Source organism: Sulfitobacter sp. 1A12157 (genome assembly GCF_043557345.1).
Taxonomy (GTDB): domain Bacteria; phylum Pseudomonadota; class Alphaproteobacteria; order Rhodobacterales; family Rhodobacteraceae; genus Sulfitobacter.
The window spans coordinates 1-12,284 of sequence record NZ_JBIFFV010000006.1; the positions used below are offsets into that span (position 1 = coordinate 1).

Consider the following 12,284-nt stretch of genomic DNA (forward strand, 5'->3'; position numbering starts at 1 on the left):
TTGATAAAGTCGGACATAAGGTCGGACTTACCATCGGAAAGAAACAAAGATCAGACGGCCGCCCCCGGAGGCTTACGATATTTTTAAAACCTGACGATCTATTCCGTCGTGTTGCAGCTCGCGAAACCTTAGCAATGTTGCGAGCCAAATTACACGCCACTAAGGCTTTAAGGTTGCGTGACGGAGCCAAATAGTGTACCTTAGAATGAAGCGATGGCATCCTGTTTGCGGGCAGCAGACTTCGATCTCGGCAGCACGTTTAAGCTACATGCATAGGCTCAAAAAGACTCAAACACCTCGATTTGAGCTTCACTGCAGAGAGAGGTCTCAACTTTAAGACCTTTACTTGAACAGGCTCTATGCTTCGCATAATTTTTTGATCTTACGTACTCAGTGAATGAGATTGAGACCATCGGCCCGATAGGGTCGAACTGCGTAGCAGCTTTCAAACTATAGATGCTCGTTCCTCGCATCACTCGTTTGTTCGTTCCTCTCAAACTCCAAGAACCTTAACCACATTTAAAGCTTTTTTTAAGTTCTAGTCTTTATACCATTTTAGATTCAATAAATAACTCGATCCGACAGGATCGACCTGCCTAGCAGGTTATATGAGAAAAGATGCTCGTTCCTCGCATCATTCGTTTGTTCGTTCCTCTCAAACTCATACGACTATAAAATATTCACTTTAAACCTAAATCCTCTTAAGAACTAAAATTTTCAAATATCGCGTAGCGACTGCGCGAAGAATGAGTGCAGTATATATATACGTCAGCGCTTTTGTTCCAGGCGGCCACAATCGCCCGCCGCTTACAGACCAGCGCCCCATCTCACCGCCCGCACTCATATATCCCATCTTATTCTATAGAAACGCCGCAGTGTCGCGGCGTTACGGTGAGGCGTAGCAGCGAGCGAGAGGCACCAGTAGTGCGAAAATCAAATTTACGTAATCATAATAACTTTCAATTTAGGAGTCCGATTTATGCCTTCAACCGTCGAAACCATCTGCGCTTCACCAAAGTGCGTCGAAACGTTCAAGTTCAAATCCAATAAGAAGTTTTGCTCGAAGCAATGCAGAGACTCTGCTGGGCACATCAAGAGAATTTGCCATGAACCTAGGGATTTGAAGGTATTGCGAAAGCGAACTGACAAACGGGACGCAATCGAGGCATTCGATACGTCTTATAGGCTTGCAGAAGTATTCTTCGATCTCGTAACCGATCAAGAACGATTGAGCCTATGTTGGGAGGTTTTACTCCAAGCCCATCGTGGGAACACACGGCTGCGCAGAGCAATAACAACCCCCAAACTGCTGCGCCCGGAATGCGATAAAAAAATGATGTTGGTAAGTGGTATATCAATCGCAAGAAACATCGCTCAAATCATAGATAGGCTATGCAAACAGGTATTCGGAACTGGAACCGCCCAAACGCTTCGGGAAGGATCCTTCGAAATTAAGGAAGGTGTCGATCTAACTAGTATAGATGTATCATCGCTAATAAGTCGAAAGCAAAAGTTCTCGCCCGCCCCATACCCCAGTATAACGTGCCTCACGGCCAAACTATCTCAAAAGCCGTACTGGGTAAGCGCATACTACAAACAGGTCATTGAGCTGGATAAGAGAATCCCAGTTGCAGCCTAAGTTCGGCTGCCGAAACTGCTTCACCAAAGTGTTTATTGATAGTAAATCTCCCATAATCAATTTCAGGTGACCGATAGGGTATACCCTGGCGGACAAGAGCACTTGCCCACCCTACCCTGCACGTTAGCATTGGTTTGCCTCAACGGACATGCTATTATACGGACACTACCCTAAGGGACGATTCTGTACATGCATCAAACAATTCTATACGCTCGCGTATCAACCACTGATCAAACCGCACAGCATCAGCTGTCCCATGCAGAGAATGCGGGATTCAAGATTGACCGTGTCATCACTGATGACGGCATAAGTGGAGTTGCCATCCCCTTCCGCGACCGGCCTGAAGCTAAGCGACTGTTCGACATACTGCGGGCCGGTGACGTGCTGGTCGTCCGATGGGTGGACCGACTAGGCCGTAACTATGATGACGTTACTACTACAATACGCACCTTTGTACGAAAGGGAGTCATCATCCGGACTGTCATCAACAACTTTACATTTGATGGCTCTACAACAGACCCGATTCAGAAGGCCGTTAGGGATGCACTCATCGCCTTCATGGCAGCAACTGCACAGGCTCAGGCAGAAGCTACCAAAGAAGCCCAGAAAGCTGGCATTCTTCACGCGAGGGCAGACAGAACAAAGTATCGAGGGAAGAAGCCAAGTTTTGACCAGGCAACTTTCGAGAAGGTGCAAAGGCTACTAGAACTGGGAAGCCAATCTATCAGCAGCATTGCACGTGATTGCAACCTCTCACGACAGACTGTTCTGCGAATTAGAGACGACCCTGGGAATGCACGGAAGGCATTGAACAGATGGAACAGCTAGCAACTATCCTTTTGTCGAGTTCTCAAAAGTTCCTTAGGCCGCGAACAGATCGAGGTGGAACTCGGAATCTCCGGAAGGTAGCTTGCCGCTAACCTAACCCCCGCTCAATGCGACGATGCTTAAATTTAGAAACCAACCAGGACGCAATGACGAACTTTATAATCAAAGAACCAAGTATTGTCTTTGTTCACTTACCAAAAACTGGTGGAACGTCCGTGAGAGAAGCATTGGGCGAACTCGAAGGGCGGTACTTTGGACATATTCCAGAGAAATTTCGAAAACGGCGATGCCTAGCAATTGTCCGTGAACCCAGGGCTCGGTTCCTGTCCGCGTTTCGGATGTTCAAGTTCGGCAACAAGCTCGACGATGATTATTACGGCAAGCCGCGATGGCCCGACCTTTCAATTTCAGAAGCGCTAGATGTGCTGGAAGACCCTTGGATAGGCTTTGATAGAAGCTATCGAAGCCTACCATGGAATCTCAAGCATCACATTATTCCGCAGACGCATGAGTTTAACTGCCTACACCACGTAGATACAGTCCTAAGATTCGAAACACTAGAACAGGACTTCACTCGATTCTGTGCAGAACAGGGGATATCTGCCGAACTGCCTAGCCTTCGCGCCTCGCGCGGGAGTAGAGAAGATGAGGGCGTATGGAGCGCTAGGGATGAAGAGCGATTTAACCGGTTGTTTGCGGACGACTATCGCGCGCTTAACTACGCCCCCCACCTTACTACCGACAAGAAAAGACAATATGATTTTAGCTGCCTAAAACCTCAGACAGACACAGTCTATGATCTTTGGTCCACTTATTTTTCAGACGAAAAAATTTTCATAGATGAGGCTGCAAGGGCGCTTCCGGATGATACCTGCGCACTCGAACCATTTGCGGATGAGATCATCCCGGGGAAGCCAACTAACGCTTGGGCTGGGAGGTCCAAGAATCTGGTGGTACATTTTCAAAAGCTTCAACCGGAATTTTCTGGTGCTTCCCGCCTGTCGCACCTGCTGGCATGTACGATCGTTGTGCTGCGCAGAGCCCCGAACTGCACGAAAGCCCTTAGGCTCTTTTGGCGAATTATGGACGAACAATTCGAGGCAATCCGTTCGGAGCTTTCCCTCCGCTGGCTAGTTTCAGTAGCGGATACAGTCGCGGATATGGGCCGAAGCCCGGGGGAACGAGCGGTCGGTATGAATGCCAGTATATACGCGAATACCGCGAAACTGCATGAGACCGAACTTAAGCTTTTTTACCCCAAACGCCCCTGGCCACCCCGCAAAAGATTTTCAACAGGGAGCAACCTTTTTGACGGAATGTTGACCTATTGGACCGAGAAAGGCGACATGATCGATAATATGTTTCGCCGGTCATTGGATATCGCTGCCCTAGAGCCAACTGCTGGAAAAATCTTAATCGAGGTGATCGAAAGATTAAGCCTCGGCCCGACGGTTTACCGAAGGTTCAAGCGCATATCTGGAGTGAAGGGCCCGCCAATGATAGACGATAAAATTAGAGAACGAATCCAGCGGATAATGAAGAAAAATGCCTGACTTGATTGCAGATAATCGTAGCGGCTCTGATATGAACTTTACTTCTAGGCCGGCGCTATGTGTGACGATAGGATGAATAAGGGGCGGAAACCAGACATTCTGTGCATAGGTGCGCAGAAAGCAGGAACCTCATGGCTGCATGTCACCTTAGCTTCGCGCGAGGACGTTTGGGTGCCGCCGTTCAAAGAACTGCATTTCTTTGACCATAAGTTCATCGCTGAATGTCGACGGTGGGCACCGTGGCATGTAAAGCAAGGATTGAAATCTGCCCGTGATCGGCATCTGAAGCAGACCCTGCCCCCTGACGAATCTTATTTGGAATACCTAGATCGCCTCCAAACCCCTCCAATTTTGAACGGTACGTGGTACAAGTATGTTTTCTCGAGAGCGTCGGAAAACCAGAAGTGCCTTGATGTCACACCCGAATATTCTTGTATCCCAGACGAGGGCGTCGATTTTTTCAAGCGCTTTTTGCCGCATAGCAAGCTAATCTACATCATTCGGAATCCTCTGGATCGCCTGAAATCTCAGTTGGGGATGAATGCACATCGTAGGAAGAAACTACCGTCTTCCTTAGAAGATTGGAATGAACTGTTAGAAATGCCCGCACTCCAAACCAGAGGCGACTACCTCAACTACATCCCTCGGTGGAGCTCACGATTTACAGCCGAGCAGCTGTTATTCCTACCTTTTGGACGAATAAAGAGCGACCCTCACGGCACCCTTCGGACGATTGAGCAGCACTGCGACTTGCCCCCTGCCGATTATCCTCATGCTGAAGAGAAGGTTCACCGGACGGAACCGATCAACATGCCCGAAATGGTTATCGCGCGCTTGAATGAACTAGCAGCACCGCAGAACCAATTCATACGGGATCATTTCGGCGAAGCCTTCTATAAAGATACATGAGTGTCCAACATGCTGAATGCTATACGCGGTGCCAGGAGATTCATTCTCAGTGGAAATCTCTTGCTAACTACGCGCCAATGAAACATTCGGCATGGATCCAATCGCAGAAAGGTCGAGCTCATATTGAACGTCCATACGCGTCTGAAGCTCATCGTCTATCTGAACAATCTCGGTCAAAAGCTTTGCGTTCTTTAAATGCTCGCAAGCTTTGCTTGAAATATCATGCCGCGTGCGGCGATCAAGAAGATCGTTTTCGATGCCTAGGAGAGATGAGAAGAACGAAGGCATTATTTCATCAGGTTTTTCAAAATTCCACACTGTTACCTCTGCTCTTGGGCATGCATCTCTTATGCGTGTTACGAGATTAGCCCAGGAGTGTACCGGAGTAGCCCCAGTAATGGGCGCAGTTAAAAAATCCTCATCAGCAAGAAGCGAGGTGAAACATTCCGCCTGGGGTGCTATCGCCAAATGTATTTTAATATCTCGATCTGAAAAAGCATGGCCGATGTTTTGAACCCGACGTTTTGCTTTTGGGAACATAGTTTTCTTAGTAAGCATATCCTCTAATGGACCTAATAGCGCGTGCTCGCTAATAACAATATGCTGAAATTTATCGAGGGCCTTCTTACCCTTTAGAACGGGCTCTATCGCATTTTGCAACAATCCTAAGTTGTCAGTTGCAACTATCGCTGCCCGAAGATGTTCTACATACTCTTTGCGAGATATTGCTTTAGTAGAGACGCTTGTTAGAAGCTTTCGCAAATGGTCTGAAACGCAATCTGTAACACTCGTCGCGACTCGATTTGCTCCTAAATGGACCGAAGCCGTTCTCTGATTAGAGGTCATCTAACTCAGGGAACCCATGCTGGGAAATAGTATCGCGGCCTTCAGCAATTGATCTGGCAGTTGCAGCTTGCTGTGTAGCTTGATGAATGAGAATTTTGTATTTTAGCTCCAACGCAGCGAGACCCGGTTGAAGTCGTGTTAATTCATCACTGGTTAACCCGCTCGCGGCGTCATCCGAAGCTACGATCTCGTGGAGAAGTTCCGTGACTTCCTTTAAGCGAACTTGGATTAACTCACTATTCTCCGGTCTGAAGTTGTTTATCTTTAGCGAAATTTGGTTGTCTTCAGTGTCGATACTTAGCTGAAAAGTCATAGTTTACTTCCGTAGCCTGCACTATCTGCGCTACACATCTTTAGCATAGCTCTCCGGGTTACTTCCATCCGTTTTCCTTGTGAGGCTTCAAGTTCTAACCTGGCATTGCTGCGGGCTAAGTGGAACACCCTTGCTGTACTTGCCCCCCCCCCACCTGTGTCATCTTTCCCGGCCTCAAGGGGACATGTTCATCGTATGGTCATCCCGTCGGTGAAAACCAATATGCCTGCCTTGGTAGTAGAACATACCAGTACGGCTAATCTTTTTAGTTAAGTCAACTGATCCATGCGTCCTTCTAAAAGGACCTTACTGAACCGCATCGAGATCATCTGCAAACCTAGCTATGCGTTCCAGCTTGCTCATCTGCCAACCGTCACGACCTCACCGCGCAAGAGGCATCAAGCGCCTTCGTCGGAAGGCTGGCCTTCGAGCGCCAACAAGCGCAAGTAATAGTCACGCGATTCGTCAATAAACCCAAACAACTTAACGTACATTATCAGTATTGCCTCCAGTTTTCTCACGCGTTCGCTTTCAGTCATCGAGCAATCCTCCTGCATCGGTCTACGTTCGTCACAAAAGGTTAAAACATTATTAACTAGCAGCGGTTCTTCTCATCTGAAATTTGAAAATAGCGCCTCAGAGACGGCGGTCGAACGCGACACCCACTTTGGCGTAGCTAGACCCAAATCCCGTCACTCATACCCAAAAGCTTCCATCATCCTCTGCTCAGCATACACGAAAGCAGCTTCTACCCGACTACCAGGAGCATCCGGAAACTTCTCCATGATGCGGAGCCGTAGTTCACTCTTCGTGTTTTCAATTTCGTTGAAGATAAGATACTGATATACGCAGATAGCATAGTACTCGATCTCGGTCTGATCTTCGGACCAAGGCACTGACCTTCCCTCTCTAAACCGCTGATCCTGTTCCGCAGAATTTCTTGGCATGGGCAAGCGTCGATTTACCCAAGCCTGAAGTACTCTTTCATTGATTAAGCCCATACCCCCTTAGACCTCGCCTAAGCGGTTACAGACCGCTTCAGCGGCGCCAGATTCTAAAAATCTCCAAAGGGTATTACCGCCACGGTCTCCGCCCATGTCACCCCACCGTTCACTGCGGATGATGTAGTGGAAGAGCGCTCTAAGCTGTCGGATCGTTAGATACTGAGCGCCACCCAGGGTATCTAGAAGTTTATGGAAAACTGCACTGCCCTCTCCTGCCTCCAAGTCCTTGCACACGAAACCGCAGACATATCCGGCTGAGAGAAAAAGCTGCCATTCCGACCAATCGACCGGACGGCCAAAACCATCAGTAGTTTCATACTTTTCGATCAAGCATTGCAGCACCCAGCGCATGTGGCGAACTTGGTTCACACTGACCTTTTCTTCAATGCTGTCCGAAGAACTGTCGAAACTTAAACAAGGATCATCTGAAAGAGGCAGTATTTTTCGTTTCATATCTCTTTTTCTATTCTCTGTCATCATAAACTACTTTGTGGCTAGCTTCTATAAAATCTCGTCGCGATGAATATCGGAACTACAAGACCGTTACCGATAAATTAAATTTTCAAAACCCATGATGATGGTCGCTGGTATGAAATTTTTCTCGGGGCTAGCGAATAAATTTTTTGCATTTAGAAGAAAGTCCGCCGAGCAACTACAACTTTTCAAAAGTTGTTGAGAAAACACACTAGTACCACGTCTTTTGCATCCAGGCCTTCAGAATTTCGCCATCAAAGCCAGCGCCATACCGAGCAGCGACCTCTGTAGAGCTATGACCTAAAAGAACTTTCGAAATTTCTTCAGGGCATCCGGTACTGCGAAGCTCATCTTTCTTCTTATGGCGAAGACTATGCACTGTCTTCTTTGGCTCGGTAATAACTTTCCGGACGTATTTCATCAGCGCGGCACTACACGCAGTGTTACCCCCACCCCGCCCATACCTTGCAAACACGGGGTTAGAAGCGACTTTGCCAGCCATGCATCTCTCAAGCGCCTTTGAAGCCCGTGGCGATAATGGGATGCGGCGGCGACTACTTTTAGTCTTGAGCGAACGTATCTCGTTGTCTTGGATCGTCAGACAATGTTTTCGTAAATCTACGTCTTTGACTTGAAGCCCAGAGATTTCAGCGATCCTTGCACCCGTGTCGCTCAGCAGCATGTAGATTAAATGCAAATCGGTCTTCGGAGGTATAGATCGTAAGATCGTTTCCGCTTCCACCTTAGACAATGGGAGGCGGTCGCCTTTGTTATTCCCCGCGCCCTTTACTTTAAGGTTGTGAAACGGATTTACAACATTCACACCCTTCTCGTTAATAGCATAGTTTATTACAGCTTTTACGATGTTGATGTATCTAACCGCACTGTTTGCAGACACTCGCTGAAGCAGTTGATCTCTGTATTGAGTTGCGTCAGCCCTGCTTAAGAAATGTATGGAACGCCTCTTCACCTTATTAATCCCCAGCGCGCTTAGAAGATCACTTTCTGCTCGACGAAGGGAATTTGCCATTTTTTTATTGTTCGATGCTCCCTTGAAGTTTTGGTAGATTTCGAAGGCTTCAGACAACGAAACGCATGGTTCCTCAGGGCTTAATCTGGCCCCGTGTAGAGGCGGCAGGTTTGCGGACTGTAGCCAACCTCTGGAGATGCCGCCTGGTAAGTCGTTCCGATTGAAGTCGGCGAGAATTTCCGCAGCTCGGTCTCCGAAGTGCTGACGAACCATTACCAAAGTCTTCTCTCGAGGACCTCTAGCACGGCATTGGTCAAAAACCGCCTCGACTTCCCCCTCAACCTCGGGAAGTGCCCGTAGCATGCTTCTGTAGTCGCCCCCTAGATAGCGATACACATGCGTCTTGCCCAAGATTTCGACTAAATCCTTTGGAACGTTCCGGCGGAACTCATACGCGCCCGAACTTCTCTGACGAACATAGCGAGGAAGTTTGGTCATTGAATATCCTGATGCAACAGGCGCCGAGAAGCTACACCTATGCCCATGAGGGGCGCAAAAAGGATACAATATTTTTCGCTGAACTTCTAGATCATTGTTATAAAACAACAACCTAGTGACATATGGCTCCGGCGGTAGGGATCGAACCTACGACCAATTGATTAACAGTCAACTGCTCTACCGCTGAGCTACGCCGGAATGCCTATGTCTGTCTTTCGGGCAACGCCCTCGGACAGCGGCTCTTTAACGCGGGCGGTCCCGGGTGCGCAAGAGCAATTGGCCGATTGAAGCGAATTTTTTTCGATTATCTGCAAACGCTCCTGAAATGCGCCCCTCGGCCCGGTTCCACACCGGGGTCGGGCGTCACAGGTCCGTGACACACCTCCCCCGGCGCTGAGGGCTGCGCGGGTTACGGGTGAAACTGGGCTCGTATGAACAACCTAGTGTCTTGAAAGGGAAAACATGACCCTCCTATCCCCCTACCAGCCGCAGATGCTCTCGCTTTTCCGCAGCATGGCACGACCAAGAACCTTAGCTTCCCTGCCGGGCCGATGAACGGCGTGTCGATCGCCTCGATGGGCGGAATCTCGGGCGTGGTCGAATGGGGCTTTGGCGTCTTGCTGGTGGTCGGCCTGTTCTCGCGCCTGTCGGCCTTTATCCTGAGCGGCTTGACGGCGGTGGCCTATTTCATCGCGCAGATGCCGCAGCGGTTCTTTCCGCTGCTGGATGGCGGTAATCCGGCGGCGCTTTACAGCTTTGGCATTCTCCACCTCGCGGCCGCCGGGCCGGGGCCATGGCCGGTCGACGCGATGCGCGGGCAAGGCTGAAAATAAAACGGCATGGCCCCGGAACGGGCCATGCCAATCTCACAAGGGCAGAGACGCGCGGATCAGAAGCCCGCCGCCTGCCCGTCTTTGCGCGGATCGGACCCGGCGGAATATCCGCCCTCGGGCAGACGCTGCACCAGCTGCGCGCCGCCGAAGCCGAAAGCGTTGTCCGGCGCTTCGACATGGACGACATGGCCCAGATCGCGCAGCCCTTGCAAAAGCTCGGGCGCCATGGCCGGTTCGCAAGCCACCTCCAGCCCCGACAGGATGCGCCAGCGCGGCGCGTCGGCGGCGACCTGAACGTCCTGACCCCAAAGCTGCGTGCGCAGCAGCAGTTGCATATGGCCTTGGGCCTGGATCGGGCCGCCCATCATCCCATAGGCCATCAGGGGCTGGCCGTTCTTCATCGCAAAGCCCGGGATGATCGTATGGAAGGGCCGCTTGCCCCCTGCCACGATATTCTGATGCCCCGGCTCGGTGGTGAAACCAAAGCCGCGGTTCTGCATCGACACGCCCGTCCCCGGCACCACCACGCCCGAGCCGAAGCCTGCGTAGTTCGACTGGATGAAGCTGACCATCATGCCCGAGGCATCCGCCGTGCTCATCAGAACCGTGCCGCCTTGCTTGGGCGCGCCCGCACCGAAGTCCTGCGCCTTCTCGGTCGAGATCAGCGCGGCGCGCGACTTGAGGTATGCCGGATCGAGCAGCGCCTTTTCGTCCACCTCGGTCATAGCGCTGCGATCCGCCACATAGGCATGCAGATCGCTATAGGCGAGTTTGCAGGCTTCGATCTGCAAATGCACCGCCATCAGGTCGTCTGCGCCATGCGCGCGGATGTCGCTATGCTCCAGAATGCCGAGCGCCATCAGCGCGGCGATCCCCTGCCCGTTTGGCGGGATTTCATGCAATTCCACATCGTCGAAGCTCTGGCTGATCGTGCCGCACCATTCGGGCTTGTTGGCCGCCAAATCCGCCATGGTCATCGCGCCGCCATTGGCCTCGGCATGGGCCACGATCTCTTCGGCGATCTCCCCTTCGTAAAAGGCGCGGCCCTTGGTCTCGGCGATCAGCCGCAGGGTGCGGGCCGCGCCGGGATTGCGGAACCGCTCCCCCGCTTTCGGGGCGCAGCCCTCCGGTAGGAAGGTCTCGGCAAAGCCCGGTTGCTTGCCCAGAACCTCGGCCCCGCGCGCCCAGAGCGTCGCAATGGTGGGCGAGACGAGGAATCCCTCCTCGGCATAGCGGATCGCCGGGGCCAGCACCGTCGCCAGATCGAGCTTGCCGAACTTTTCCATCAATTCGACCCAAGCGCTGACCGCGCCCGGCACGGTGACACTGTCCCAACCATGCTCGACCATGCCATCGGGAAACCGCTCAGGCGACCAAGCGGCGGGCGCGCGGCCCGAGGCATTGAGCCCATGCAGCTTCTCACCGTCCCACAGGATGCAGAAAGCGTCAGAACCCAGCCCGTTGCCCGTGGGCTCCACCACTGTCAGCGCCGCAGCGGTAGCGATCGCCGCATCCACCGCGTTGCCCCCCTGCTGCATCATCAAAAGACCGGCCTGCGTGGCCAGGGGCTGAGAGGTCGCGACGACATTGTCGGCAACCACGGGAGATCGGTGGGACGGGTAAATGGGATCGTGACGAAGCATGGCTGTCCTTTGCTTGGGTAAGGCCAGCGGCGCGGTCAAACCGGCCGCCTTTGGCGTTGCCGGCAAAGTGAACGTGAATGCATCTGCATGCAACTACCCAGCGGGATAATTCCGCGGGGCTGAAGCGCTTGTCGGTGGCGTTGTTACCCGCGGCTGCCCGCGGACCTGCGCGCCTTGAGTCGGAGCAACTTGCGGTGGTGGCGGAAACTCCGCTCGCAGTGGCCCGGGGTGAAGATCATGACCCAAAGCGCCCAAAGAACGCTCTCCTCCCGGTATTGCCACGCCCTTGCACAGAGCGACTGATCGGCATCGGAGAAAATGCAATTATGCAGGATGCGAGACCAGTCTCTTACGTTAACCAACATCTGGAACCTCCCTTTCGCCAAGCGGTGGGGCGCCTCGCCGCCATCGCCAAGGATTTGGTCCCCCCGGATGGTTAGAATGTTGGCTGAAAATTCTGCCGAGAATAAGGCGGAGGGCTGGTGAGACCGTGCCGGGGTGTGACGGAATTGCCAATCAGGGGTACGATAAGGGCGCGTGCGATGACGGCCCTATGTGGGGCGGCGCTGTCATGTAGGTTTTGGTGGCGGAGACGAAGGGATTCGAACCCTCGAGACCCTTCCGGGCCTACTCCCTTAGCAGGGGAGCGCCTTCGACCACTCGGCCACGTCTCCGTCGACCCGTCTAAAGAGGTCGCGCCCGAGGGGCAAGGCGAAATTCGCGGGAAATTCTGCATTTCTTGCGGTGGGTTTCTTTTTCGGCTCTCGTATCTGC

Annotated in this window: 11 protein-coding genes and 2 tRNA genes; 5 read left to right on the forward strand and 8 right to left on the reverse strand. The window is 51.9% G+C overall.

The annotated features are described in order from the left end of the window. The 4 genes from ACGYLC_RS11350 to ACGYLC_RS11365 all read left to right on the forward strand — a co-directional run. A partial coding sequence (locus tag ACGYLC_RS11350; RefSeq protein ID WP_394423029.1) for a hypothetical protein occupies positions 1 to 194 on the forward strand: 194 nt, incomplete at its 5' end. A gap of 1,634 nt (positions 195 to 1,828) precedes the next feature. After that, positions 1,829 to 2,467 (forward strand): recombinase family protein, encoded by a 639-nt coding sequence (locus ACGYLC_RS11355; protein ID WP_394423030.1) that lies wholly within the window; start codon positions 1,829 to 1,831, stop codon positions 2,465 to 2,467. A gap of 146 nt (positions 2,468 to 2,613) precedes the next feature. Beyond that, positions 2,614 to 4,020: a sulfotransferase family 2 domain-containing protein gene (locus ACGYLC_RS11360; protein ID WP_394423031.1), complete on the forward strand. Its 1,407-nt coding sequence runs from the start codon at positions 2,614 to 2,616 to the stop codon at positions 4,018 to 4,020. A gap of 72 nt (positions 4,021 to 4,092) precedes the next feature. After that, complete coding sequence (locus tag ACGYLC_RS11365) at positions 4,093 to 4,929, forward strand: sulfotransferase family protein (RefSeq protein ID WP_394423198.1); 837 nt, start codon at positions 4,093 to 4,095, stop codon at positions 4,927 to 4,929. Positions 4,930 to 4,992: 63 nt separating this feature from the next. On the opposite strand, the gene ACGYLC_RS11370 is transcribed toward ACGYLC_RS11365, so the two are convergent. From ACGYLC_RS11370 to ACGYLC_RS11395, 6 genes are all read right to left on the reverse strand, one after another. Beyond that, positions 4,993 to 5,775, reverse strand: a complete 783-nt coding sequence (locus tag ACGYLC_RS11370) for a hypothetical protein (RefSeq protein ID WP_394423032.1) — start codon at positions 5,773 to 5,775, stop codon at positions 4,993 to 4,995. Further along, positions 5,765 to 6,088, reverse strand: a complete 324-nt coding sequence (locus ACGYLC_RS11375; RefSeq protein ID WP_394423033.1) for a hypothetical protein — start codon at positions 6,086 to 6,088, stop codon at positions 5,765 to 5,767. Before ACGYLC_RS11375 ends, ACGYLC_RS11370 begins: the two co-directional genes overlap by 11 nt. Positions 6,089 to 6,486: 398 nt before the next feature. Beyond that, positions 6,487 to 6,627: a hypothetical protein gene (locus ACGYLC_RS11380; RefSeq protein ID WP_394423034.1), complete on the reverse strand. Its 141-nt coding sequence runs from the start codon at positions 6,625 to 6,627 to the stop codon at positions 6,487 to 6,489. 468 nt (positions 6,628 to 7,095) lie between these two features. Then, the gene (locus tag ACGYLC_RS11385) at positions 7,096 to 7,569 is read right to left on the reverse strand and encodes a hypothetical protein (protein WP_394423035.1); all 474 of its coding nucleotides are present in this window, start codon (positions 7,567 to 7,569) and stop codon (positions 7,096 to 7,098) included. Positions 7,570 to 7,777: 208 nt separating this feature from the next. After that, positions 7,778 to 9,034 (reverse strand): tyrosine-type recombinase/integrase, encoded by a 1,257-nt coding sequence (locus tag ACGYLC_RS11390; protein WP_394423036.1) that lies wholly within the window; start codon positions 9,032 to 9,034, stop codon positions 7,778 to 7,780. A 123-nt stretch (positions 9,035 to 9,157) separates the two neighbouring features. Continuing rightward, positions 9,158 to 9,232 (reverse strand) — tRNA-Asn (locus ACGYLC_RS11395). Between the two features lie 362 nt (positions 9,233 to 9,594). Between ACGYLC_RS11395 and ACGYLC_RS11400 the strand changes: the two genes are divergently transcribed. Continuing rightward, complete coding sequence (locus tag ACGYLC_RS11400; protein ID WP_394423037.1) at positions 9,595 to 9,861, forward strand: DoxX family protein; 267 nt, start codon at positions 9,595 to 9,597, stop codon at positions 9,859 to 9,861. A 62-nt stretch (positions 9,862 to 9,923) separates the two neighbouring features. Here the strand turns inward: ACGYLC_RS11400 and ACGYLC_RS11405 are convergent, their stop codons facing one another. Both ACGYLC_RS11405 and ACGYLC_RS11410 read right to left on the reverse strand, forming a co-directional pair. Next, positions 9,924 to 11,510 (reverse strand): gamma-glutamyltransferase family protein, encoded by a 1,587-nt coding sequence (locus ACGYLC_RS11405; RefSeq protein WP_394423038.1) that lies wholly within the window; start codon positions 11,508 to 11,510, stop codon positions 9,924 to 9,926. Positions 11,511 to 12,094: 584 nt separating this feature from the next. Next, positions 12,095 to 12,184 (reverse strand) — tRNA-Ser (locus ACGYLC_RS11410). Positions 12,185 to 12,284: the final 100 nt, after the last annotated feature.